24 protein-coding genes and 3 pseudogenes are annotated in these 22,488 nt (G+C 69.9%); 11 read left to right on the forward strand and 16 right to left on the reverse strand.

The annotated features are described in order from the left end of the window. The first annotated feature begins 192 nt into the window (after positions 1 to 192). Positions 193 to 1,443, forward strand: a complete 1,251-nt coding sequence (locus AQJ91_RS37910; protein ID WP_067031189.1) for an RNA-guided endonuclease InsQ/TnpB family protein — start codon at positions 193 to 195, stop codon at positions 1,441 to 1,443. On the opposite strand, the gene AQJ91_RS56560 is transcribed toward AQJ91_RS37910, so the two are convergent. Together AQJ91_RS56560 and AQJ91_RS37915 are read right to left on the reverse strand one after the other, a co-directional pair. Then, complete coding sequence (locus tag AQJ91_RS56560) at positions 1,388 to 1,708, reverse strand: hypothetical protein (RefSeq protein WP_234383284.1); 321 nt, start codon at positions 1,706 to 1,708, stop codon at positions 1,388 to 1,390. The two genes, AQJ91_RS37910 and AQJ91_RS56560, sit on opposite strands and share 56 nt — an antisense overlap. After that, positions 1,705 to 2,625 (reverse strand): hypothetical protein, encoded by a 921-nt coding sequence (locus tag AQJ91_RS37915; RefSeq protein ID WP_234383285.1) that lies wholly within the window; start codon positions 2,623 to 2,625, stop codon positions 1,705 to 1,707. Before AQJ91_RS37915 ends, AQJ91_RS56560 begins: the two co-directional genes overlap by 4 nt. Before the next feature lie 108 nt (positions 2,626 to 2,733). Here AQJ91_RS37915 and AQJ91_RS37920 point away from each other — a divergent pair, with 108 nt between their 5' ends. Further along, positions 2,734 to 3,522 (forward strand): isocitrate lyase/PEP mutase family protein, encoded by a 789-nt coding sequence (locus AQJ91_RS37920; RefSeq protein WP_067031192.1) that lies wholly within the window; start codon positions 2,734 to 2,736, stop codon positions 3,520 to 3,522. Here the strand turns inward: AQJ91_RS37920 and AQJ91_RS37925 are convergent. The 7 genes from AQJ91_RS37925 to AQJ91_RS37955 all read right to left on the reverse strand — a co-directional run bounded on the left by AQJ91_RS37925 (position 3,470) and on the right by AQJ91_RS37955 (position 10,607). Continuing rightward, on the reverse strand, positions 3,470 to 4,273 hold the full coding sequence (locus tag AQJ91_RS37925; RefSeq protein ID WP_067031195.1) for an alpha/beta hydrolase: 804 nt from the start codon (positions 4,271 to 4,273) through the stop codon (positions 3,470 to 3,472). The two genes, AQJ91_RS37920 and AQJ91_RS37925, sit on opposite strands and share 53 nt — an antisense overlap. Continuing rightward, positions 4,266 to 4,850, reverse strand: a complete 585-nt coding sequence (locus AQJ91_RS37930; protein WP_067031198.1) for a TetR-like C-terminal domain-containing protein — start codon at positions 4,848 to 4,850, stop codon at positions 4,266 to 4,268. Before AQJ91_RS37930 ends, AQJ91_RS37925 begins: the two co-directional genes overlap by 8 nt. Positions 4,851 to 5,220: 370 nt before the next feature. Next, the gene (locus tag AQJ91_RS54800; RefSeq protein ID WP_067031201.1) at positions 5,221 to 5,577 is read right to left on the reverse strand and encodes a hypothetical protein; all 357 of its coding nucleotides are present in this window, start codon (positions 5,575 to 5,577) and stop codon (positions 5,221 to 5,223) included. Beyond that, entirely contained in the window at positions 5,574 to 7,076 is a 1,503-nt protein-coding gene (locus AQJ91_RS37940; protein WP_159054741.1) for a PrsW family glutamic-type intramembrane protease, read from the reverse strand. The genes AQJ91_RS54800 and AQJ91_RS37940 overlap by 4 nt, the downstream gene beginning before the upstream one ends. 56 nt (positions 7,077 to 7,132) lie before the next feature. After that, entirely contained in the window at positions 7,133 to 7,555 is a 423-nt protein-coding gene (locus AQJ91_RS37945; RefSeq protein WP_067031207.1) for a hypothetical protein, read from the reverse strand. Then, a complete protein-coding gene (locus AQJ91_RS37950; RefSeq protein WP_159054742.1) occupies positions 7,552 to 9,729 on the reverse strand; it encodes a hypothetical protein in 2,178 nt (725 codons plus the stop codon). The genes AQJ91_RS37945 and AQJ91_RS37950 overlap by 4 nt, the downstream gene beginning before the upstream one ends. A gap of 470 nt (positions 9,730 to 10,199) precedes the next feature. Then, on the reverse strand, positions 10,200 to 10,607 hold the full coding sequence (locus AQJ91_RS37955) for a RidA family protein (protein ID WP_067031213.1): 408 nt from the start codon (positions 10,605 to 10,607) through the stop codon (positions 10,200 to 10,202). Between the two features lie 141 nt (positions 10,608 to 10,748). On the opposite strand from AQJ91_RS37955, the gene AQJ91_RS37960 reads away from it, so the two are divergent. Beyond that, a complete protein-coding gene (locus AQJ91_RS37960) occupies positions 10,749 to 11,129 on the forward strand; it encodes a winged helix-turn-helix transcriptional regulator (protein WP_067031216.1) in 381 nt (126 codons plus the stop codon). Positions 11,130 to 11,301: 172 nt separating this feature from the next. After that, positions 11,302 to 11,613, forward strand: a complete 312-nt coding sequence (locus AQJ91_RS37965) for a hypothetical protein (RefSeq protein ID WP_067031220.1) — start codon at positions 11,302 to 11,304, stop codon at positions 11,611 to 11,613. Between the two features lie 49 nt (positions 11,614 to 11,662). On the opposite strand, the gene AQJ91_RS37970 is transcribed toward AQJ91_RS37965, so the two are convergent. Together AQJ91_RS37970 and AQJ91_RS37975 are read right to left on the reverse strand one after the other, a co-directional pair. Then, positions 11,663 to 11,908: a DUF397 domain-containing protein gene (locus AQJ91_RS37970; protein WP_067031223.1), complete on the reverse strand. Its 246-nt coding sequence runs from the start codon at positions 11,906 to 11,908 to the stop codon at positions 11,663 to 11,665. Next, positions 11,908 to 12,750, reverse strand: coding sequence for a helix-turn-helix domain-containing protein (locus AQJ91_RS37975; RefSeq protein ID WP_067031226.1), 843 nt, complete (start codon positions 12,748 to 12,750; stop codon positions 11,908 to 11,910). Before AQJ91_RS37975 ends, AQJ91_RS37970 begins: the two co-directional genes overlap by 1 nt. A gap of 261 nt (positions 12,751 to 13,011) precedes the next feature. Between AQJ91_RS37975 and AQJ91_RS56575 the strand changes: the two are divergent. After that, positions 13,012 to 13,230 (forward strand): annotated as a pseudogene (locus AQJ91_RS56575) (ATP-binding protein); the annotation flags it as partial. Between the two features lie 104 nt (positions 13,231 to 13,334). On the opposite strand, the gene AQJ91_RS37980 reads toward AQJ91_RS56575, so the two are convergent. After that, positions 13,335 to 14,654: a jacalin-like lectin gene (locus tag AQJ91_RS37980; protein ID WP_067031229.1), complete on the reverse strand. Its 1,320-nt coding sequence runs from the start codon at positions 14,652 to 14,654 to the stop codon at positions 13,335 to 13,337. Positions 14,655 to 15,106: 452 nt separating this feature from the next. On the opposite strand from AQJ91_RS37980, the pseudogene AQJ91_RS37985 reads away from it, so the two are divergent. The 4 genes and pseudogenes from AQJ91_RS37985 to AQJ91_RS38000 all read left to right on the forward strand — a co-directional run. Further along, positions 15,107 to 15,430, forward strand: a pseudogene (locus tag AQJ91_RS37985) (hypothetical protein); the annotation flags it as partial. A 100-nt stretch (positions 15,431 to 15,530) separates the two neighbouring features. Next, complete coding sequence (locus tag AQJ91_RS37990) at positions 15,531 to 16,397, forward strand: potassium channel family protein (protein ID WP_067031232.1); 867 nt, start codon at positions 15,531 to 15,533, stop codon at positions 16,395 to 16,397. Positions 16,398 to 16,470: 73 nt separating this feature from the next. After that, positions 16,471 to 17,106, forward strand: a complete 636-nt coding sequence (locus AQJ91_RS37995) for an ArsR/SmtB family transcription factor (protein WP_067031235.1) — start codon at positions 16,471 to 16,473, stop codon at positions 17,104 to 17,106. Next, positions 17,103 to 18,389, forward strand: coding sequence for an MFS transporter (locus AQJ91_RS38000; RefSeq protein ID WP_067031238.1), 1,287 nt, complete (start codon positions 17,103 to 17,105; stop codon positions 18,387 to 18,389). The genes AQJ91_RS37995 and AQJ91_RS38000 overlap by 4 nt, the downstream gene beginning before the upstream one ends. Before the next feature lie 58 nt (positions 18,390 to 18,447). On the opposite strand, the gene AQJ91_RS38005 is transcribed toward AQJ91_RS38000, so the two are convergent. Then, a complete protein-coding gene (locus tag AQJ91_RS38005) occupies positions 18,448 to 18,783 on the reverse strand; it encodes a peptidase inhibitor family I36 protein (RefSeq protein ID WP_067031443.1) in 336 nt (111 codons plus the stop codon). On the opposite strand from AQJ91_RS38005, the pseudogene AQJ91_RS38010 reads away from it, so the two are divergent. After that, positions 18,782 to 19,054, forward strand: a pseudogene (locus AQJ91_RS38010) (MFS transporter); the annotation flags it as partial. The gene AQJ91_RS38005 and the pseudogene AQJ91_RS38010 sit on opposite strands and share 2 nt — an antisense overlap. A gap of 92 nt (positions 19,055 to 19,146) precedes the next feature. After that, positions 19,147 to 19,767 (forward strand): suppressor of fused domain protein, encoded by a 621-nt coding sequence (locus tag AQJ91_RS38015; RefSeq protein WP_067031245.1) that lies wholly within the window; start codon positions 19,147 to 19,149, stop codon positions 19,765 to 19,767. Positions 19,768 to 19,804: 37 nt separating this feature from the next. On the opposite strand, the gene AQJ91_RS38020 is transcribed toward AQJ91_RS38015, so the two are convergent. From AQJ91_RS38020 to AQJ91_RS38030, 3 genes are read right to left on the reverse strand one after another with little or no spacing between them, the layout of a single operon-like run. Next, positions 19,805 to 20,599 carry an ABC transporter permease gene (locus AQJ91_RS38020; protein ID WP_067031446.1) on the reverse strand — a complete coding sequence of 265 codons (795 nt, stop codon included), beginning with the start codon at positions 20,597 to 20,599 and terminating at the stop codon, positions 19,805 to 19,807. 5 nt (positions 20,600 to 20,604) lie between these two features. Beyond that, a complete protein-coding gene (locus AQJ91_RS38025) occupies positions 20,605 to 21,408 on the reverse strand; it encodes an ABC transporter permease (protein ID WP_067031248.1) in 804 nt (267 codons plus the stop codon). Then, entirely contained in the window at positions 21,408 to 22,403 is a 996-nt protein-coding gene (locus AQJ91_RS38030; protein ID WP_067031251.1) for an ABC transporter ATP-binding protein, read from the reverse strand. Before AQJ91_RS38030 ends, AQJ91_RS38025 begins: the two co-directional genes overlap by 1 nt. Between the last annotated feature and the right edge of the window lie 85 nt (positions 22,404 to 22,488).

Raw genomic sequence — 22,488 nt, forward strand, 5'->3', positions numbered from 1 at the left:
GGAGGAATCGCATCCTCGTGCTCGCGGCGCGGAGCGCTGCGGTATCTCTATGTATGTCCGGCCGCGCAGGGGCCGAGTGCCGCTTCTGGCAGACCGGGGCGAGGTGTGCACGCGATGGCCCGTTCACTCGGTGGGGTGATGGGGTGAGAACGTGTGGTGGAAGGTTGTATGGGTGTGTAACGATCGCTGATCGTGAAGCTTGTGGTGCAAGTCAAACTCCTGCCGACGCCCGTGCAGGCGCCCGCACTTGAGGCGACCCTGCATGCCTGCAACGAGGCCGCCTCCTGGGTGGCAGAGGTCGCCTTCGAGCACGGGAAGTTCAAGAACTTCGCCCTGCGCAAGCACACCTACGAGCAGGTCAAGGACCGATGGCGGCTGGGGGCGCAGGCCGCCCAGCACGTGATCAAGAAGACCTGCGACGCCTACACCACCCTCAAGGCCAGCCTGAAGGCCGGAAACCTGGGCCGCCCCGGCTCCAAGCGCTACCGCCGGGCCACCGAAAAGCCTCTCGCGTTCCGGCCCCAGGGTGCCCAGCCTTACGACGACCGGATGCTCTCGTGGCAGATCGCCGATCGTACGGTGTCCATCTGGACCACCGGCGGCCGGATGAAGCAGGTGGCGTTCACCGCTTCGCCCGAGCAGCTGGCCACGCTCGCCCTGTACCGCAGGGGTGAATCGGACCTGCTGCAGCGGGACGGCATGTGGTTCCTGCTCGCGACCTGCGAGGTCCCCGAAGCAGGGCTGAACACCGATCCGGTGGACTTCCTCGGCATCGACCTGGGCATCGTGAACATCGCCACCACCAGCGACGGTCAGATCATGGCCGGGCGTGAACTCAACCGCGGCCGCCTTCGTGAGCGTGGCCTGCGCGCGAAACTACAGAAGAAGAACACCCCGTCCGCCAAGCGCCGCCTGAAGAAGCGGCGGCGCAAGGAGGCCCGGCGGGCCAGGGACATCAACCACAAGATCGCGAAGCATGTGGTGGCCGAGGCAGAACGCACCGGTCGCGGAATCGCCCTGGAAGACCTGGGCGGTATCCGTGAGCGGGTACGGCTTCGCAAGCCCCAACGGGCCACCCTCCACTCCTGGGCCTTCGCCCAGCTGGGGAACTTCATTGCGTACAAGGCCCGCAAGGCCGGGGTGCCGGTGGTGTATGTCGATCCGGCGTACACCTCCCGCACCTGCGCCGAGTGCGGGCACACAGACAAGGCGAACCGGGTGTCCCAAGCCTGGTTCGCGTGCCGGTCCTGCGGATTCGTTGATCACGCAGACCGGAACGGCTCCCGCAACATCCGCGCACGCGCATGGGAGTTGTGGCGACGCGGGGCCCAGTCAACGGCCCCCGCCCCCCGGGAACCCTCGGGTGAGGCCGGACGCAAACGACACGTCACCACCAGTGACGCCCGTTGTGCAAGCCCGGGACTTCAGCCCCGGTGTAGTTGACGGACTCCCAGGAGAGCAGCAGGCGGTCCTTGCCGTACGGGGCGAGGCGGACGTTGACGTGCTCCGTGCCCGGGGAGTTGGAGAGGCGGATCGCCTTGCCGGGGCCGGAGCTGCGGCTCTTCAGGAAGGCGACGGCCACCTGGTGGGTGCCGGTCTGCGGCTTGACCGTCCAGCCCCGGCCGGTGGAGTCGTCCGGGTTCTTCTTGGCGGAGGCGGCGCCGCGGGAGGCGAAGGCGGTGGCGTAGCGGCCGGTGGACGACTTCACGAGGTGCCGGTGCGGCTCGCGAACGTGCCGCCGCAGTAACCCGCCCAGCACTGCTCGCGCTGCACGACCGGCGCGTTGTCGGGGGCGCCGATCCCGGTCGACACGAACAGGCCCGAACGCCAGTCGTCGAAGCAGAGGGAGGTGAAGGCGCCGGCCTTCTCGGCGTGCAGGGCGATGCCCTCGTTGTGGCTGCACCCCCAGCTCCAACCGCCGCTCAGCTCGGCGCCCTTGGCGCTGACGTACGCCAGCTTGTCGCCGAAGTGCCCGTCGGCGAAGCCGCCCGCGCCGTGCACGACGAAGTACGCGCCGTACTTGGTGCCGTTCCAGGTGAGCTGGCCGTCGAGGAGCGGGGCGGTGTCGTTCGTGGCGGTGCCGGTGAGCTTGGTGCGGAAGGTCTGCTTGCCGCCCGTGTAGCGGACGATCGCGGCCGCCGTCTCCTTCCACTTGTTGGTGTCCGCGACCCGCGTCAGCAGCGCGAACCCGTCATTGTGCGCGACCAGACCGCCGACCTCCTTGGCACCCTTGACGACGGTGTCCGCACCCGACCGCTTCCCGGCCGACGTCAGCGGCGTGACATGGATGCCGTCGGATGCGGGCCAGGCCACGCGGAGCGTGCCGTTCGGCGCCACGGCCGTCGCCTTGCGCGTCCACTCACGGGTTTTGTTGTAACCGGCCGACAGATAGGGGAACTTGGCTGGCAGGCTCACCGTGGTGGAGGTGGAGGTGGAGGTGGAGGTGGAGGTGGGGGCGAGGCTGGGAGCGGCTGTGGGCGCGGCGCCCGCCGTGGCATACCAGGCGCCGACCAGGGCGGCGGTGGCAGCGAGGCCGGCGATCACGGGCTTGCGGGCGCCGCGGATACGGCGGTGGGCGGCGCGGCTCGCGGAGGGCGCGGGGGGCGTGCGTCGTGCGGTTGTCATGCCTGCTGGTCACCGCCGGGGGCCGGAAGGTTGCCGTGAAGATCGCATGACCCGGTGTACGCATCGGTTCGGCCGCTACCGAACGGTTCCGCCCCTACCGTTCCCCACATGACCGCCTTCGCCGACCTCCACCACACCGACCGGCCCCTGCTCCTCCCCAACGCCTGGGACCACGCCTCCGCGACCGCCCTCGCGGCCCGGGGCTTCCGCGCGATCGGCACGACGAGCCTCGGGGTCGCCGCGGCCGTGGGGCTGCCCGACGGGGCGTCGGCGGTCCGCGACGAGACCCTGCGGCTCGCGCTGACGCTGGGCACGGAGCCGTTCCTGCTCTCCGTCGATGCTGAGGACGGTTTCAGCGAAGATCCGGGCGAGGTGGGGGAGTTCGCTCGGGAACTGTCGGTCGTCGGGGCCGTCGGCATCAACCTGGAGGACCGCCTCGGCCCGCCCGCCCGGCACGCCGCGAAGATCACCGCGGTCAAGTCGGCGGCCCCGGACCTCTTCGTCAACGCCCGCACCGACACGTACTGGCTGGGTGACGGCGAAGGGGCGATGGCGCGCCTCGACGCCTACCAACAGGCGGGTGCGGACGGCGTGTTCGTCCCGGGCCTGACCGACCCGACCAGGATTGCTGCCCTGGTACGCCACCTCGACGTCCCCCTCAACATCCTCTACTCACCGACCGGCCCCACCGTCCCCCACCTCGCCGACCTCGGCGTACGCCGCGTCAGCCTGGGCTCGCTGCTGTACCGGCGGGCGTTGGGCGCGGCGTTGGAGACGGTGGCGGAGATCGCGGCGGGTGGGACTCCGCAGGGCAGCGCACCGTCGTACGCCGATGTCGTGGCCCTCAGTCGCCCCGCGACCTCAGCAACGACTCCGCGAGCCGCTCGGCGAACGTGACGGGATGCTCCACGGCACCGATGTGTCCGCCGGGGAGCTCGACGAAGTCGCTCTTCGTCTGCCCGGCGATGAACTCGGCGGTGCGGTGGAGGAGTTGGCCGCGTGAGTCGGCTCCGGCGGCGAGGGTGAGGTGCGCGGAGGAGAGGGCGGCGAGGTCCGGGGCGTATGACGTGAACGGGCGCAGGACGTGGGCGAGGAAGATGGCCATGGGGTTGGTCAACTCCTCGTCCCGGGACATGGGTTGGCCTTGGCCTTGGTCTTGCGGACGCTCCTCCGGCACCGTCTCCGTCAGTACGGCGCTCATATGCGTGGCAGCGGCCTGTAGCCCCGCCGCACGGTAAGTGCCGTACACCTCACCGAACATGGCCTGCCATCGCGTCCCGTCGGGCAGCACCCCCACACACGGCGGCTCGTGCACGACGACGTGCCGCAGCCGCCGCGGATGCCGGGCGAGCAGGTCGAGGGCGGGGACGCTGCCGGAGCTGGTGGCGAAGACGTACGCCGACTCGCCTTCGGGAAGCGCTTCTTGGAGCACACGGTGTGCCCCGTCGCTCCAACCCTCCACCCGCTGGTCGGCGACGGGCAGCCCGAGCCGGCCGTGCGCGAGGCCGAGCGGGTCGTAGGTGACGACGGTGAACCGGTCGGCGAGGGCGTCGGTCAACGGGCCGAGCGCCATGGGGTGTCCGGCACCGCCGGGGAGGATCAGGAGCACGGGGCCGGTGCCTTGGACGTCGTAGTGCAGGTCAGTCAACGCTGTTCTCCTCGCGGGGCCAGTTCTGGAGTGCGACGTGCAGGGCCTCGACGGCGCGGTCCCAGGACCGCTGTACGTCGCGCGGGGCGCCGAAGCCGCCGGTGGACTCCAGGGCGCAGTAGCCGTGGAAGGTGCTGCGCAACAGGCGTACGGCGTCGGTGAGATCGGGTTCCTCCAGGCCGTAGGCGCGGAGCATGCCGTAGGTGATCTCGGCGGTGCGGCGGAAGGCCGGGGCGTCGGTCACCAGTGACTGGTCGATACGGATCTGGGTCGCCGCGTACCGCCCGGGCCGCTCCAGCGCGTACTCCCGGTAGGCGCCTGCGAAGGCGGCCAGCGCGTCCTTGCCGGCGCGACCGGCGACCGCCGCGGCGATCCGGTCGATCATCTCGCCGCCCGCGAGCAGTGCGAGGCGGGTGCGCAGGTCCTGGAGGTTCTTGACGTGCGAGTACAGGCTGGCGTCCTTCACACCGAAGTGGCGGGCCAGCGCGGACAGGGTGACGTTCTCGAACCCGACCTCGTCGGCGAGGTCGGCGGCGGCCGCGACGAGGCGGTCGGCGGTGATGCCTGCGCGGGCCATGGGGTCGTCCTCCGGAAAGAGAAACCTAGGGTGTCTAGGTTACATGCTAGTGGATCAAGGTTCCGGGGCGGGAAGGATCCGCGTGGCTGTGCGAGGATGCGGCGACATCCCTCTGTATCTCTCGGAAGGTACCGCCCTGCTGTGGCGGGGCGACTTCCCCAACCCCCGTCAGCTGTTGCGGGCGATGGGGCGCCGTATCGACCGGAAACCTCCCCGGCGAGGTGACAGCCCGGCCGAGTGCTTCCACTTGTACCGCCGGGCTCGCGGTCGCCGTGCCCGCGTTCTGGGCAGGCTCCTGCCCAGCGGGTACGGGCCGACTAGTGACAGCCACCCCGGCAGGTCCACCTACGCACGGATGGTCCCGGGTGGCTCACGGCCAGGCGTGCCGCAAGCCCTCCTCGCCTTCTCCATGAGCGTCACCCGCTGTTTCCGTCACCGCCTCGCTGAACACCGCGTCGATCAGCTCCAGATCCGTGTCTGTCGTGGCCCGAGAGCGGGAGCGGGCGTACGCGATCCACAACCCCGCCGCGAGGACGACCACCGCCCACACCGCGCCCGACGCACCGCCGGCGACGCCCTCAGGGCACGCCCCGACCCGCACGGGGAGGCCCCCGTGATACGTGGGGCCCGCGCACTGCGCCGACGCGGGCGCAGACGGGCCGAGGACAAGGAGCGCAGTGGCGACTGCGAGGGCGGACAGCCGTACAAGACGGAAGCCGTGTTTCACGAGAGCCCCTTCCGCGCCGGGACCTCGGAAGTCCCTGAGGTTCCTCCCAGCCCTTTCAAGTCGATTACTTTCTCCCGGAGTTGCTGTTCGTCGGGTATGAACGAGTCGGCACCGACGCGCTCCCGGTGCCAGCGCTGCGTGGCAAGGTCGAGCTGAGCCTGCTGGAAGCGGACGAGATGCCGCAGGCCGGCCGTGCCGTCGCGGCGCCACACCCTCATTTCCAGGAGCAGGCGGCGGGCCGGGGAGAGCAGCAGCGCGACCTCGGGGCCGGTGACCGCCGCACCGCCGGACGGGCCGGACGCGGCCTCCGCGTGCAGGGCGCGGGCCAGCCCTGCCGCCTGGGCTCTGAGGCCACGCCGCAGGATCAGCACGTACAGGGCGACGAAGACGCCCGAGGTGATGACGGTCATCAGCGGGATCCCCAGCAGCAGACTCAGGGTCTCGTTGTGGGAGAACCACTCCCCCCGGCTCTGGTCGAGCCGCATCAGCACCACGTCCGTCTCGAAGTGCCCGCCCACCGCGGCGAGGAGCCCGCCGCCGACGGCCACCCACCGGTCCCTGCGCTCCGGCAGCCACCGAGCCGCGCCGAACCCGGCCCCGGCGAGCGCGCTGAACGCCACGTGCGCAGCCATCAGGCCGACCACCTGGCGGTCCCAGAACTGCGCGGGGTGGTGTTCCGGGTTGACGAACCCGAGGTAGTGGACGGTCTCGGTGAGGTTGTGGCCGAGGCCGACAGCCGCGCCGACCACCACCCCGGAGACCACGCCGTCGATGTGGCGCCGGAAGAGGAGGAAGAGAACGGCGATCCCGGCGGCCTTGCCGAACTCGGCCACGACGGCGCCGTTGAGGCAGAACAGCGTGTAGATCTCGCGGATGCTGTCCCGCGGGCGCTGGAAGTCGAGGAAGTAGCCGGCGCCGTACCTCTGGAACCAGGTGATCATGACGAGGCCGAAGCCACCGCCGATGAGCACGCCCCAGCCGAAACCGGCCAGCAGCAGCCAGCCAGGCATACGACGGTACAACTGCGCCCGGTGTACGAGGAACAGAGCCGCTCCCGTGGTGGGCAGGCAGAGCAGCAGCTGGGGCAGATTGCTGCCGAGAGCGGCGAGCGGCATCACGGCGAAGGGCAGCACAAGCGCGCCGAGGATCCCGAACTGACAGGCCCGCAGGGTGAGTCGGGGGCGCGCAGTGGCATCGAAACGCGCCATGGGTTCGGCTTGTTCGGAGCCGGTGTCGCCCGTGGGAGCGGCGGTCGCGGCCGTGGCGCGGCGACGGGTGAGCAGCAGAGCGAGCGCGAGCAGGGTCGCGACGCACCAGCCGACGACGAGCAGGACCCTGGTCACCTTGAACGGTGTCGGCTCCGGCAGCAGCCAGATCTTCACCCACGGGGACGGCGAGACGATGTCTGGCGCGGTCCAGTAGAGGATCTGCCCGACGGCGTACGCCACGGACAGCGTGAGCACGACGGCGATCGCGCTCGCCATCCCGTGCCGCGGCACGCGTGGACCCGGGGGCCGATCGGGAGGCGGCGGGAACACTCCGGGGGCGGTGAGGGTCATGAGGCACCTCCGGCCTGCGGTAGCGAGGGCATCTCCGGCAGGCTGGGGAGCGACGGGAAGTCGGTGGGGAAGCTGGGCAGCAGGTCGCTCGGCAGGGCCGTGGGGAGGTCCTCGGTGGGGATGGCGGTCGGGAGGTTGGTCGTGTAGTCGGTCGGGAGGTCGCTGGGCAGCTCGGGCATGCTGGGCAGAGAGGTCGGCAGGTCGCCCGTCGAGAAGTCGCTGGGCAACGTGGGCACGCTCTCCGGCAGTTGCATCACGGGGTCGGTGGAGACGGAGACCACCACGGCGACCGTGGCGGCCACCAGACCGCCCGCGCCGATCGCAGCCATCAGCCGGACGTAAGGCCGAGGACCACGCTCGGGTTCATCCGCGAGGCGGTCCCGGTCCCGGTCCTGCTCCTGCTCCTGTTCGTGGGTCACGGCTTCCTCTCTCGCCGAACGGCCGTGCGGCGCAGGGGACTTGCCGTACCGGCAGCGGACAGACGGCGGCTGCGCCGCCACAGCAGTACGGCGGCCAATGCGACGAGCATCACCGGCAGCAGCACCCGGGGCGCCAACACATCCCGTACGGACAGGCCGGATCCGTCGTCGGCGGCGTCGAATCCGGCTGCTGCCTGACGGGGAGTCGGGGCGCCGAGCCAGAGCGCACCGGAGCCGTCACCGCCGGTCGGCTTGGTCAACGAGGCGTCGATGTCCTTGGTCAGACCCGAGTACCGCGCGTCGAAGGAACTGTCCGAAATCTGCCGCAGCGGCACGGAGGTGAGGTCCACGCCCCCGTACACATAGGTGTACGTGTAGATGTAGTTCCCCTTGGTCACCTTGCGGGTGAAGCGGTAATCGCCCCTCGTGTAGGAGCGGACGTACTGGTCGAAGGTGTCGGTCGGCTTCCAACTCGTCCTGGTGATCCAGGAGTTGATGTCACCCTTGTCGATCAGGTCGCCGTACGTGGTCTGCCGCGCCGCGCTGAGGTCCCGGTACCACTGGGCGGCGACTCGGGCGAGATAGACGCGGCGCAGCTCGGCGTAGTACGAGCCGGTGTTCACGAGCTTCGTGAGCTTCGGCAGGACCAGGCTACGGAAGAGCGCTTCGTTGTGCGCGCGGGTCGCCTGGTCCTCTTGCGGGCAGTCGCCCGCTGCCCCCTGGCCCGCCGGGAGATCGATGTACTCGGACTCCATCCTAACCTTGAGCGGTGCCTTGAGGATGTACAGCTTGTCGCCGTCGCGCCGGACGTCCGCGGGTTCGGGCACGATCCAGACTCGCGACGTCATGCAGGTGCCCTTCCGTCGGGCGTGGTACTCCTTGCCCAGCGCCGTACCCGGGTGGATGAGCCTGCCCACGTCCTTCTTGAGCCGGAGATCCGCCTGGAGCATGATCCGCCCCACGTCCGTGCGGCCCATGTCGGCGTCGACGATGCGGTCGGGTTCGGTCGGGTTGAGGTTCACCCAGAACGTCGAGGGGTCCAGCGCCAGCCACACGAAGAAGGCGTCCGAGGTGAGCCCGGCCGCGTTGACTCCCGTCACCGGGGACGTACCGCCGGTGGTGGAGGTGGGGGCCTGGAACGAGTACTGGAGTCCGCTGCCGTCGCCGGGGTCGGAGAGGTAGCGCAGCTGGAGGGAGGAGAAGTCGATGCCGCCGGGCGCCTGGGCGAAGGGTTCCGACAGCGCCTTCACAAGGCCGCTTTCCGGTATTCCCGCCGCGCCGCCCGCTTTCGCCGCGCCGCCGTCATGGCAGTCCGCCTGCACCGCGCCGGACCGCACGGTGAACGCCGCCTGCTGGCCACGGCCGCCGGACAGCGAGGCCGACGCCGCCTGTTCGGTGCCCGGGGACGCCGGCCCGAGTCCGAGCCCCAGCTGGCAGCTGCCGCCCCCCTCGACCCCCGTCTGGAAGACGTTCTTCGTCTGCTTGGCCAGCCGTGCCCGGCGCTTCGGGTTCGCCACCTTGCGCTCGGCGATCCTCTTGCGCTCCTGTGCGAGTTCCTTCTTGTACTCCTCGTTCTTCTCCGTGGCAGGCTTGGCCGCCTGGATGCGTTCCCTCAGCTCGCTGGATGAGCCCTTGCCATCCTTGACGAGGTAGAAGACGTCCGCGCCTTTCGGAATCCGCGGAGCGCAGGTCGGGCAGGGCGAACGGTCGGTACCCACGGCGAAGACCCGGTCCGGGTTTTCGACTCCTAGGTAGCGTAACTCCCTTATGAGCATGAGCATTTCGGAATGGTTAGCCGGCACGTCACTGGACGCGTCGTTGGACTGCGGGATGACGGCGAACTTCCGGATCTGCGGGCGGTCGACGAGGCCGAGCTGCTCGTAGAGCGCGGGGTTGGTCTTGCTCAACTCGTCTACGTCGACGATCTCGTAGCCCGCGGTGTCCAGTCCCTGCAAGTCAGTGATGTCCACGAATCCGATGGCCATATTCCGCCACGGCTTGTCGTCGAGGCGCCTCGCCTCCCGGCCGACGTACAGCATCCGGCCGATGGGGGTGTCGAAAAAGTCGTCGAGCTGCGTCAACGACTGTCCGGACGGCGTCGGATCCTTGCCCTCGACGATGGCGGAACGCGCCCCCGCCCCCGGTTCCGCCGCCGCGACTTCCGGCTGCAACACAGGAGTCAGCGTCAACAGGACGGCGGTCGTCCAAGCGGACAACCCCAGCAGGACACGGCGTCCCGGACCACGGTAAATGTCAGCGGGCAGCATTGGCTGCGGCTCCTCCCCATGCCCCCGACGGATGTCGCGAAGGTCGTGTCGCGGATGGAACCAGTTCACCCGGGAGGGGTACCCGGCATTGTGCCCCCAAGCGGAGGAGTTCCAACGTGGGCATGTCATATCGCACACAAACGGTTCCCAAGTCCCGCACATGGAAGCCGAGTCACGCACGTGTGCCTACTTCCGGGCCACCCTGAGCCAACCCGGCACATCGACCTCGGCGAGAACTGTCTTGCCGGGTGGCTCGCGGTCCACCACCTCCCATCGGTCGGCTGGGAGCGTGGGTCAGTAACTGTGACTGAGCACGCTGGTTGGCCACTGGGCGCCGTAGTTGGCCATTCCGGCGCCCAGTGGCAAAGAGCACCTGTTCAGTCGAGGACCGCGGTGGCTTCGATCTCGACCAGATGGTCGGGGACGTCCAATGCCGCAACGCCTATCAGTGTGGTCGGCGGGGCCGCGGTGACCCCCAGCTTCGCGGCTGCCCGGGAGATCCCTTCCAGGAGCGGGGGCATCTTGTCGGGGGTCCAGTCGACGACGTAGAAGGTCAGTTTCGCCACGTCGTCGAAGGAGCCACCGACCTCGGCCAGGGCGGTGCCGACGTTGAGATAGCTCTGCTCGACCTGGGCGGCGAGGTCGCCTTCGCCGATCGTGACTCCCTCGGCGTCCCAGGCGACCTGCCCGGCGACAAAGACCAGCCTCGACCCGAATGCGATCGACACCTGCCGGTAGACGTCGATCTTGGGCAATCCGCTGGGGTTCACAAAGGTGATGGCCATGCTGCCTGTCTCCTCGTCCTGAGCGCCTGTGGGCTCGCGTTCGCGCCGACCCAGACGCTCACTCTCTTGTGGTTACTCAGGAACTGTAAGAGAGTGGACGCTGACGTGGAAGAACGCACTTTTCAGTGACTGGAGAACCTTATGGTGACCAAGCAGTTCACAGGCTCGCCCGAGGATGCAGACCTGGCGCGTGCGGGCTCCTTGGCGCGGGAGATCTTCTCCGACGTCGCCAACAAGTGGGCGTTCCTCATCGTCGAGGGTCTCGGTGATCGCACCCTGCGCTTCAGCGAGCTGCGGAACGAGATCGAGGGCATCAGCCACAAGATGCTCACCCAGAACCTGCGCATGCTGGAGCGCAACGGCCTGGTCGAGCGCACCGTGCACCCCACCGTCCCACCGCGGGTCGAATACACCCTCACCGAGCCGGGTCAAGCCCTGCGCGCAACGGTCGACGGAATGTGCGGCTGGACCCACCAGTACTTCGGTCACATCGAGGCCGCCCGCCGCCGCTTCGGCGCCTGACGGCTGGCGCATGCGCCGCCGTGGGCCGGCCAGCTGCTGCTGGGTTCGTGGCCCAGTCGTACGAGCAGCTCGCCGCCACCTACCAGCGCCAAGGCCAGGACGCCGATGCCGGAGCCGTCTTGGTCGCAAAGCATCGCAGTATGCGGCGCACGCTGTCGCCCCCTACTAGGTTGTGGAGCTGCTCCAGGACGCGACGGTGGGCTACGGCTACCGCCCTCTTCGTGCCGCGTGGCTGCTGCTGTGTCTCCTGGCCACCGGAACGGCTCTATTTACCGCCTTGCCACCCACCGCTGTCGGCGACGGCAAGCCACCGCCTTTCCAGCCCGCGATCTACACGCTCGACCTGCTGCTGCCCCTCGTTGATCTGGGACAGGAACGCTCCTACGGTCCGACCGGCATCATGCAGTGGAGCACCGTTGCGCTGATCGGCATGGGCTGGGACGGACACAAGGCCGCGCCATCCACGCGCAGGCGACATCGCTGATCCCCTTCACGCCGCCCGTAGCGCGAAGATCACGTCATTGTGGCGCCTATCAGTCGCCTGAGGCGTATGCCACGAACCCCGTCCAGGCGGTGGGGGAGAGGGCGAGTTGCGGGCCGGTGGTGTTCTTGGAGTCGCGGACGTGGATGGTGGTGGGGCAGGTGGCGACTTCGACGCATTGGCCGGAGTCGTCGCCGCTGTACGTCGACTTGCGCCAGGCGAGAGCCACTTCGATGCATTGGCCGGAGCTGTCGCCGCTGTAGCTGCTCTTGAACCAGTTCAGTCCAGTGGTGCTCATCATGCTCCTCGCATCCGCTCCAGCAGGCTCCGGGAGTCCTCCGGGGTCAGAGCCTGTGAGCGCAGTTTCGCATACCGCATGTGAAGCACACTGATCGTTTTCGGGTTGGTGATGAACTGGCTGTTCTCCTGCCCCTCGCAGTAGGCGAACCACTCGTTCTCGGGGGTCTCCAGGAGCTGGATGGGGCCATCCATGCTTGCGTGGGCGCCGCGCGCCGTCGGCATGATCTGGAGCTCTACATTGCGCGGTTCCGTGGCCTCCAGCAGGTGCTCGATCTGCTCCCGCATGGCGTCCACACCGCCTGTCTGTCGCCGGAGGACATGCTCCTCGACGATGAAGCTGAACGACGTGTTCGGGCGCTCTCTGAGCAGTGACTGGCGCTCCAGACGGGCCGTGACCATCGCCTCGATCTCCGAGTCCGTGAGCACGGGCACGCGCTCGCTGAAGATCGCGCGCGCATACCCCTCGGTCTGCAACAGCCCCGGCACCAACCGGCTCTCGTACGTGTACAGGCTGATCGCCAGCTCCTCCAGCTCCGCCCACTGCCGGAACCACGACGCAAGCCCTTTCTCCCGGGTGGCGTGCCTGTACACCTCCTTGAGGACGCCGAACGCGTCCAGGATCTCCTCCGCGCGTTCGACGAACCGGCGTTGTGGAAACCGCCGACCCTGCTCGATCGACGCGACCGTCGACGGCTGATAGCCGACCAGTGGCGCGTAGTCCTCCTGTGTATGCCCCGCCCGCTTGCGAAAGACCTTGTGCGCCGCCCCGAACGCCTTCAGGCTGTCGGACGGTTCGGGTTCGTTCGAAGCGTTCTCGATGTTGATGGTGCTGTCGGTCATACGGGTTACTCCCGAATGCCTTGGTCCAACCCCGCAAGTCACCCATGGTCACGGACCGTTATCGCCACTGTCCACTCCGTAACTCGTACACCTCGCAGCGTACGAGTTTCGTACCTGGCCGACTGCCGTGCCGTCCGGGACGGTTGAGGCATGCAAGGAGACATCCGGGTCCAACCACCCTTCACCGTCCGTACGTTCACACAGCTCTTCAGCTGCACCCCGCGCGGCGCCCGTCGGGCACGGCAGCTCGTCCCCAGCCGGATGGACGTGTGGGGATACGAGCACGGCGGCGAAGCCAACGAGAACGTGACCCTCGTCGTCGCCGAACTCGCCGCGAACGCCGTGCGGCACGGGCGGGTGCGAGGGCGGGGCTTCCGCGTGCGGCTCGTACTGCGCGAGGGCGTGTTGCGGGTGGAGGTCAGCGACGCCCGAGTCGACAGACTGCCCGTCCCTTCCGTCGCACCGGACGAAGGCGGGCGCGGCCTCCTGATGGTGGCCGCGCTGTCGGAGACGTGGGGCGTGGACCTCCGCCCGGGGGGCGGCGTACAAGACCGTCTGGGCGGAGGTCCCGGTGCGTACGAGCGTCAGCTGATCGGCGCGTACACCACGCCCAGCTTGTCGATCTCGGTGCCCGACCGCCCCGTGAAGCCGACGATCTGCCAACCGGCCGGCGCCGTGAACGTCTGCGTGTCGGACGTCGCCGTACCGGACGACAGCGAGCGGCCCTTGTCCGTGGTGAAGGACGCCGAGAAGATCCGCGTACGCCCGTCCTTCTGACCCTGCGTCAGCTTCACCGAGGTGAGGTGCTCGCCCGACGCGAGGGTCAGGGACGTGGCCGTGCCGCCTGTGCCGCCGTGGGTGAGGGTCGTACCGCCGTCGTGCGTCAGTGACACCGCGTCGAGGCGGGAGGCGCCGCGCAGGGTCAGGGTGCGGGGCGACACCGTGGCCGGGAGGTCGTCCGCGTCGTTGAAGGCCGTGCCGTGCGGGCCGCCGAAGAAGTCGCTTGCCTTCAGGGTGGAGTTGAGGGTGTAGGAGAAGTCGACGGTGTGCGGGAAGTGGTCGGAGAGGTTGCCGCCGGCCGAGTCGAGGAACGACGCCCACTCGTTGTTGTAGCGGGTCGCGGTGAGGCTGAGGAGCTTGCTGCCGCGGTAGAAGACCTTGTCCACGACCTCGCAGTCATTGGTGGGCGCCGTCGTGGGGCACACCAGCGCGTCCGACCCCGACGCGGGCGGCGTACCGCCCTTGACCAGCTTCACCCACGGGTCCGTCAGGCCGTTCTCGCTCACCAGCGTGCGGATGTTGTCGCCGGAGCGGGTGTAGCGGGTGTTCGTGTCGCCCATGACGATCACCGCGTTGCCGGACGAGTTCGCCTGGATGAAGTCCGACAGCTGCTCGATGTTGGCGCGCCGGGCCGCCAGCGCGTCGTCCGTCGAGTCCGCGTTGGTGTGCACGTTGTAGAGGTCGACGAACACGCCCTCGGCGAGACGTACGCGCGCCAGCGAAAAGCCCTTCGGGGTCAGGCAGTTGGTGCCGGTGCAGTTGTTCCACTTCACCCGCTCGAAGTCCTCGAAGGGGAGGTCCGAGAGGGTGTTGAGGCCGTCGCCGAAGGGCACGCCGCCACTCGTCGCGGTGCGGTACGGGTGGTTGTCGCCCGCGTACAGCGCCGCGTGGTAGTTGAAGTCCTCCTGCACGTTGACGATGTCGTACGCCCCGAGGCGCGGGGAGATCAGCGGGGTGTTCTTCTCCGGGTTGCCGGAGCTCAGGCCCTCCGGGAGGCCCGCGACGTTGTAGGTCAGTACGTTGAACGAGCCGGTGGTGGCCGCGGCCGCGGGGGTCGCGCCGGTGGTGGCGAGGCCGGTGACGGCCAGCGCGGCCGCCGCGAGGGTGCCGATCAGTCTTCTCATGGGGAGTGTCTCCGTGTGTCCGGCCGGAGGAGGCGGGGGGTGGGGAAGATGAACGGTGCTCAGGTTCAGTGGCAACCAGTGTGACGTGCAAGGGCCGTTGGGGAAACAGTGAGAGGCGTGACGATCCGACGCGTCCGGGGCGCCCGGCGGACATGCCCCGCTCGTTCACTGTTCATGTCTCGCCTCGATCCTCCACACACGCGGCGCGGATCGCGCGGCGGAAGGCAGCCGCAGAAGGCAGCGGCAACCAGGAGGCTTCGACACCTCCGTGCCCGACGAGGCCCTCACCCCCGAGCAGCAGTCACGCCGCACCCTGCTGCGCCGGGCGGGTCTGCTCGGCGCTGGGCTGGCCGCCGGGAACGTCCTCGGCGGCGCCACGACTGCCGCCGCCGCTCCCGCGTCCGCCGCCGCCACCAACGGCCGTAGGGCGAACGGCTTCCTGTGGCTGGCGGGCGTCCCAGGAGCTCACGGCCCGGGGTTGCGAGGTGCGGCGCGGCCTTCCCGACGTGGCGGGCCGTGCGGTGCGCTACCCGGGGTCCGCCGCGCTGACCGGCACGCTGACGGTCGCGGACGTGCTGTCGCGGTCCGCGATCGACCGCGTCACCGTCCTGGGCGTACCCGGCCGCCCCCGCCTGGACACACCGCTGGTGACACATGATCACGTACGCCCGCAGTGGCAGGACGGCGAGCTCGTCCTGACCGCCATGCCGGCCGTCGGCGGCACCCTCGTCCCCTTCGAGGTGCCGGAACCGACACCGTGCTGCGCGGACCACTGACGCCCTGAACTCCGAGGACACGCCCCGGCGCCCGGTCGGCGCGGCACGCCGGTCCGGGCGGCATGCTGAGCTCCGGTAGGTGGGCGACGGAGGAGGGCGTATGGAAGCGCTGGTCACGCTGGTCGGCGCGGCCGTCGTGATAATCATCCTGCGAGACGTGTTCCACACGTTGTGGCACCCCACCCGCCACGGCGGGCTCAGCAGGATCGTCATGACGGCACTGTGGCGACTGTCCGCCCATGGGATTCCGGGCCGGCGGGCGAAAGGGCTCGCCGGTCCGCTCGGCATGGTGTGCGTGGTGGCGCTGTGGGCGTGCGGGGTGGCCCTGGGATGGGCGGTGGTGTACTGGCCGCACATGCCGGAGGCCTTCGTCTTCTCCGGCGAACTGGAGCCGACCGAGCACTCCCGGCCGGTGGACGCCCTCTACATCTCCCTGGTGATCGTCGCCACCCTCGGCCTCGGCGACATCGCACCCGCGGAGGGCTGGCTGCGGATCGTCGCGCCCCTGGAGTCACTGGTCGGATTCGCGCTGCTGACCGCCACCGTCTCGTGGGTCCTCGGCGTCTTCCCCGCGCTGGCCCGGCGCCGGGCGCTGGCACTGCACATCTGCCATCTGCGCCGCGCCGGTCCCACGGCCGGGCATCTGGACTCCGACGCCGGAGCCGTCCTGCTGGACGGGCTGGCCGCCGAGTTCGCCCGGGTCACCGTGGACTTCGTCCAGTACCCGGAGTCGTACTACTTCCACGACGGACACGGCGATACCTCCCTGGCGCTCACCGTCGGCTACGCCGCCGAACTCGCCGAACGGGCGCGGCGGGCACCCCACCCGGGGGCGAGGCTCTCGGCCACCGCGCTCGACGCCGCGCTCGACGACCTCGCCGCAGTACTCGACGAGCGCTTCCTACGCACGGGGGAGAACCGGCAGACGGTTCTCGCCGCATACGCCCGCGACCATGGCGGGCGGTGAGGCTGTCGGTCCTCATACCCGTACACATCCTGAGAGTTGACTCTCAGGATTTCTGAGAGGACACTCTCACGTCATGGATTCCGGAAACCGTCTCGGCGACATGGAGATCACCGACCCGAAGGCCATGAGAGCCCTGGCGCACCCCGTGCGGCTGGCCGTCCTCGAACGCCTCCAACGGCACGGTCCCGCCACGGCCACCCAACTCTCCCCGCACGTCGGCGCCACCCCGTCCGTCACCAGCTGGCATCTGCGGCATCTCGCGGGCTTCGGCCTGGTCCGGGACGCCGAGGGCGGCACCGACCGGCGGACGCGGCGTTGGGAGGCGGTGGCGCGAGGCTTCCGGGTCCGGGTGCCGGAGGACGCGGAGGGCACCTCGGCGGCTCGGGCGCTGTCCTGGGAGATGTTCGCCCGGGCCGCGGAACTGCCCGAGCGCTGGGCGACCGAGACCGAGCCCGGCCTCGAACCCGCCTGGCGCCGGCTCTCCGGGCTGGCCAACACCCGGATCGTGGTGTCCGCCGACGAACTCGCCGCGATCGGCGACGCGGTGGAGGCCGTACTGGCGCCGTATGTGACACGGGATGCGGGGGAGCGGCCGGTGGGGAGCCGGGGGGTGCGGCTGTTGCGGTATGTGCTGCCGGAGGGCGGTGACGCGGCTGATGGGGCGGTGGACTCCGCCGAGGACTCCGACGGCTCTGGCGCGATCGCATGACGCGCCTGCGTGCGCTCGTCCCGCCGGTCTCCCTCTGGCGTGACCGGCGGTTTGTGCTCTGGTGGGCGGGGGGTGCCGTCTCGCAGCTCGGTGACCGGGTCTCCGAGCTGGCGCTGCCCCTGATCGCCATCGGTGTCCTGGACGCCTCGGCCGGTCAGGTGGCCTGGCTGACCGCGCTCGTCTGGACGCCGAACCTCCTCGCGATCGTGCTGGGCGCCTGGGTCGAACGCCGCGCGGACAAACGGCAGTTGATGATCGCCACGGATCTGGTCCGGGCGGGCGTGCTGCTGACCGTGCCGGGCGCGTATCTGTGGGGGAACCTGACGCTGGGCCAGTTGTACGGCGTCGCCCTGTTGACCGGGCTCGCGAGTGTGGTGGCCGGCTGTGCCTGGCAGCCCTTCTTCACCCGGCTGGTGCCGCGCTCCGCGTACGTCGACGCCAACAGCAAGCTCAGCGCGGCCCGTTCGGCGTCGTTGGTCGCCGGTCCCGCGCTCGGCGGCGGGCTCGTGCAGACGCTGACCGCGCCGGTCGCCGTCCTCGTCGACGCGCTGTCGTTCGTGGTGTCGGCGCTGCTGCTCGGCCGTATCAGGCTCGACGCACAGGCGCCGGCCACCCACCCCGGTACGTCACTCGTGCGCGAGGCCCGCGAAGGGCTGGCCCATGTTCTGAAGGAGCCGATCCTGCGAGCGAGCCTCGGCTGCGCGACGACCCTCAACTTCTTCACCTTCGTCTCGAGCAGCGGCCTGATCGTGCTGTTCGCCGACCGCGTCCTCGAACTCTCCCCGGGCGTCATCGGGTTGGCGATCGGCATCGGAGCGAGCGGCTCCCTGGTCGGCGCCCTGGCGGCACCGTGGCTGTCCCGCCGGATCGGCGTCGGACGCAGCATCGCCGTCGGCGCCGTCCTGTTCCCGGCACCCATCGCCCTCGCCGCCGTGGCCGCCGGACCCATATGGGCCCGTGCCGGGATCCTGGGCGCGGCCCACTTCCTCGTCGGCCTCGGCGTCATGCTGTTCGACGTCAACCTCAACTCCCTGCAGACCGCGGTGATCCCGGACGCCCTGCGCAGCCGCGTGACCGGCGCCTTCAGCACCGTCAACTACGGCGTACGCCCCCTCGGCGCGGTCGTCGGAGGAGCACTCGCCACGGCGATCGGCCTCAGGGCCACCCTCGTCACGGCCGCGGTCGGCGGAACCCTGTCCCTGCTGTGGCTGCTGCCCTCGCCCATACCGGGTGTCCGCTCCCTGGAACGCGACGTCCCGGCCGCCGCCCCCGCCGCGACCTGAGGACGAGGCTCACCGCCCGGTCGTCACACCCGGGTGGTGAGCCTCGTCCTCCGTACGGTCAGCAGCCGGTGGTCCAGGTGTGGGAGTCGCCCCGGTCGCTGGCGGCCGCGTTGTAGGTGACCTCCTCGCCGGGCTTCAGGCAGATGGTGACGCCGCCGCCCTGCCAGGCGCTGGCGTAGACCTTGACGTGGTCCTTGATGCCCGGGCCCGAGATCCCCTTGTTGGCCCACGAGCTGTCCTCGTCGGCGATGTTGCCCTCCCACCAGCCGTCGTCGCCGCTCCAGCTCACGCCCAGGCCGCCGAAGTCCGCGTCGGTGTAGGCGCAGAAATTCCCCTCGGCGCCGCCGAGGTCCGTAAGGTTGCCGGGGCGGTTCGAGGCGCACGGGGGGCGGATGACGTACGAGGCACAGCGGGCCGAGGACCAGGGCAAGCATCAACCCCCGTCCCGCACCCGCCCGTTGTGGCGGCAGCGGGACTTCGGGATCTTCTGGGCCGCGCAGACCCTCTCCGTCCTCGGCGACTCCTTCGCCCTGATCGCACTGCCCCTGCTGGTCCTCCAGGCGACGGGCTCGCTCGCCCGTATGGGCCTGCTGACGGCGGTGGGCGGGGCGGCCTCGGTGCTGGCGGCGGTGTTCGCCGGGGCGGTGGTGGACCGCGTCGACCAGATGCACGCCAAGTGGCGACGCCCGGCCCGACGTCGGCGGAGTGCCGGGAACCCGGCGGGGATGCTCAGCCGCGCGTTGGTCATCATGGGGCGGTGACGAACACCGCTGAGGCTCCCGGCTGGGACGCCATCGATGCCGCGCTCGCCCCGGTCCACCCGGGGGTCGAGCCCTTCCACGTCGGCTACGTGCCGCCCCGCGGCTTCGAGGGCGGCGCCCTCCAGGGCTGCTCCGCCTATCCGGCCGTAGGTCACTGGCACTACGTGACCTACGGGCTGAGCGAGCTCTACACCCCTGGCGAGGACGACGACCCCGAGTGGTCGGGCTGGGGCTTCGAACTCACCCTGCGGGTTCCGCGCGGCACCGAGGAGCGGCCGCCGCAGTGGCCGTACGGCATGCTCCAGGAAGTCGCCAAGTACGTGAACGGCAACTCCGTGCTCCTGGAGGAGGGACACCGGATCGACTTCCGCCAGCCGGTCACCGGCCACCCCCATCTGCCCGACGCCCCTGCCACCGCCCTGACGGTCTTCGCCTTCACCGCAGACCCCCAGCTCGGCACCATCGACACCCCCAACGGCAAGGTCGCCTTCCTCCAGGCCGTCGGAGTCACCGCGGAGGAGAAGGGCGCCATGTTCGAAAGCGACACGGCCCAGGTCCTCGGCACCCTTACGGCCGGCAACCCACTCCTGGTGACGGACCCCGCCCGGGCGCTCTGAACACCGGGCGGGGGGAGCCGCGCGGGGCGCCGTTCAGTCACCCGTTCACGCCCGCGTAGTGCCTCAGGCTCCACCGCCACAGCAGTCGCGAGCCCAGGTACGCCAGTACGCCCAGCAGGGGTGAGGCCGCCGCCAGCCAGTACGGGACGGCGGTGTCGTGGCCGGTGAGGACCGCGGCCGGGAAGTACGCGACGAACGCGAGCGGAAGGCCGAACGTCAGGAAGCCGCCCACCGCCCTGGGCAGCACGTTCAGCGGATAGCTGCCGAAGGTGCCCAGCAGTTCCTCCAGCCAGATCCCCCAGTAGTCGGCGGCCGGAAAGCGCAGCGACGCGGAGGCCACGACCGTGAACAGGGCCGCCTCCAGCAGCAGTCCGCCGAGGATCGCGACGATCAGGTACGTGATCCGTCCCGCCGTCCAGTCGAGGTCGCTGCGGGCCAGCGCGCCCACCATCAGACCCGCCGCCACCGTCAGGTCGCCGATCGCGTTGGTCGGGAAGTACTGCAGCTGGACCTGGCGGTGGACCGGCATCGGCCGCACCAGGTAGATGTCGATACGGCCCTCCTGGATGTGCCGGCCGAGGCCGTGCATCCGCCCCAGGAAGAGCACGAACAGGCCGTGCGCCAGCATCCGCGTCGCCGGGATCAGCAGCACGTCCGAGCTGTCCCAGCCGCCCATCCCGGTGAACCGGGTGAGCAGCACCGTCGCGAACACGATCACCGACACCTGCCAGATCGCACCGATCGCGATCATCAGCAGGAACTCGGAGCGGTACTCCATCTGGGCGCGGAAGTTGAGGCACGTGACGCGCCACATGATCCGTACGGCATGCATGGACATCAGCCTCCCTGGGAGATGACCCGGCGGGCGGCCCGCCGCCACAGGAACCGGGTGAACAGGGCGAGTACGACCACCCAGGCCGCCTGGATCGCCAGCTGCCCGGCCGCGTCCGACAGCGGGATGCGGCCGATGTACAGCGACAGCGGCACGCTCAGCGTCGCCTGGAAGGGCATGAACACGCTCAGCGTGACGAACCAGTCGGGGAAGAACCACAGCGGCGCGTACACCCCGGACAGCAGGTTCTGGGCGAAGATCAGGATCATGACCGCGGCGTTGTTGCGCAGCGCCCAGAAGCACCACTGGTCGGTGAGCAGCATGATGTAGTACAGGACCCACTGGCCGAGCAGCAGGCTCACCGCGAACACCCCCGCCACGGCAGCGGACCTGGGCGGTTCCACGACACCGGCCGCGAGACAGACCGCGTAGCCGGCCAGCGCCCACGCGAACCCGTACAGCTGCTCGCCTAGGGCGCGCAGGGCGTAGTAGCGCTGGGGCGGCAGCGGACGCAGGTACCAGTAGACGATCGTGCCGTAGTGCATGTGCTGGATCACGGTGTCCCGGCCCGCGAACTGGTCCAACTCCCGCAGCCGGGACGCGAGTACGGCCAGCACGGCGTAGGTCACCGCCTGGCCGCGGTCGAGTCCGGCGGTGGTGCCGGTGTGCGCGTACAGGCCCCGCCACAGGGACGCCACCAGCACCACCTGCACGGTGAGCCGGAGCAGGACGGCGGTCATCCGGGGCGGGGCGTGCAGCTCGCCGAGCGGGGTGACGCGGGCGGCGCGCCAGGCGTGCAGGACGGCCATCACACGGCTCCCGCCTGGACGTACGCGGTCCGCATCACGTCCTCCAGGTCCGCCTCGTCGATGGCGACGCCACTCACCTCGTACCGCTCGATGACCTGCTTGAGGGCCTGGTGGACGGTCGGCGCGTCGGGTCCGTCGGGCCCGAACACCACCTGCGGGCCGTCCTGCCGCAGCACCGCGATCCCCGGCAGTGCCGCGACCTCGGTGTGCGCGTCGGCGAGCGTCGCCCGCACCTGCCAGGTCGAGCCGAACTTGCGGCGGATCTCGTCGAGCGTGCCGTCCAGCACGAGCCGCCCGTGGTTGATCAGGACGACCCGCTCGGCGAGCCGCTCGACCTCGGTCATGTCGTGTGTGGTCAGCAGGACCGTACGGCCGCGCTCCTCCACCTGGTGCCTCAGGAACTCCCGCACCTGCTCCTTCACGACCACGTCCATGCCGATGGTCGGCTCGTCGAGGAAGACGACCGGCGGGTCGTGCAGCAGGGCCGCGGCCAGGTCGCAGCGCACGCGCTGGCCGAGGGAGAGGTGGCGGACCCGGGTGTCCCAGAAGGCGGACAGGTCGAGGATGTCGTCGAACTCCTTGAGGCGGGCGGTGTGTTCGGCCTTCGGCACCTCGTAGATGTCCCGCAGGATCGCGAACGACTCCCGCACCGGCAGGTCCCACCACAACTGGGTGCGCTGCCCGAACACCGCCCCGATGTTACGGGCGTTGCGCTCCCGCTCCCGGTACGGGACGACGCCCGCGACCCGGGCCTCGCCGGACGTGGGCGTGAGGATGCCGGTGAGCATCTTGATGGTGGTGGACTTGCCGGCGCCGTTCGGGCCGAGCAGAGCGAGGAGTTCACCCGCGGCGACGGAGAAGGTCACGTCGGAGACGGCGTGTTTGACGGCCCGCTCCGGGTTGACGAGAGAGCGCAGTGCGCCGGCCAGGCCGGGGCGGCGGACGGTGGTGTGGAAGGTTCGGGAGAGGCCGCGAACCTCGATGCTGACACTCAATCGATCCGTCAACTCCCTTACGATGAAAATGAGTTGAAACGAGTTGCGGCCGGTCGGCTGGGGAGCCGACCGGCCGCGGGCGACG

Origin of the sequence: Streptomyces dysideae (assembly GCF_001514305.1) — a bacterium.
GTDB lineage: Bacteria > Actinomycetota > Actinomycetes > Streptomycetales > Streptomycetaceae > Streptomyces > Streptomyces dysideae.

What these genes read in the sequence shown, in the direction of transcription:
- AQJ91_RS37990 (WP_067031232.1), top strand. Translation starts at nt 15,531, where the DNA reads ATGGAAGCGCTGGTCACGCTGGTCGGCGCGGCCGTCGTGATAATCATC.
- AQJ91_RS38025 (WP_067031248.1), bottom strand. Translation starts at nt 21,408, where the DNA reads ATGGCCGTCCTGCACGCCTGGCGCGCCGCCCGCGTCACCCCGCTCGGC.
- AQJ91_RS37980 (WP_067031229.1), bottom strand. Translation starts at nt 14,654, where the DNA reads ATGAGAAGACTGATCGGCACCCTCGCGGCGGCCGCGCTGGCCGTCACC.
- AQJ91_RS37920 (WP_067031192.1), top strand. Translation starts at nt 2,734, where the DNA reads ATGACCGCCTTCGCCGACCTCCACCACACCGACCGGCCCCTGCTCCTC.
- AQJ91_RS37960 (WP_067031216.1), top strand. Translation starts at nt 10,749, where the DNA reads ATGGTGACCAAGCAGTTCACAGGCTCGCCCGAGGATGCAGACCTGGCG.
- AQJ91_RS38020 (WP_067031446.1), bottom strand. Translation starts at nt 20,599, where the DNA reads ATGCATGCCGTACGGATCATGTGGCGCGTCACGTGCCTCAACTTCCGC.
- AQJ91_RS37915 (WP_234383285.1), bottom strand. Translation starts at nt 2,625, where the DNA reads ATGACAACCGCACGACGCACGCCCCCCGCGCCCTCCGCGAGCCGCGCC.
- AQJ91_RS38000 (WP_067031238.1), top strand. Translation starts at nt 17,103, where the DNA reads ATGACGCGCCTGCGTGCGCTCGTCCCGCCGGTCTCCCTCTGGCGTGAC.
- AQJ91_RS37970 (WP_067031223.1), bottom strand. Translation starts at nt 11,908, where the DNA reads ATGAGCACCACTGGACTGAACTGGTTCAAGAGCAGCTACAGCGGCGAC.
- AQJ91_RS37930 (WP_067031198.1), bottom strand. Translation starts at nt 4,850, where the DNA reads ATGGCCCGCGCAGGCATCACCGCCGACCGCCTCGTCGCGGCCGCCGCC.
- AQJ91_RS37955 (WP_067031213.1), bottom strand. Translation starts at nt 10,607, where the DNA reads ATGGCCATCACCTTTGTGAACCCCAGCGGATTGCCCAAGATCGACGTC.
- AQJ91_RS37975 (WP_067031226.1), bottom strand. Translation starts at nt 12,750, where the DNA reads ATGACCGACAGCACCATCAACATCGAGAACGCTTCGAACGAACCCGAA.
- AQJ91_RS37995 (WP_067031235.1), top strand. Translation starts at nt 16,471, where the DNA reads ATGGATTCCGGAAACCGTCTCGGCGACATGGAGATCACCGACCCGAAG.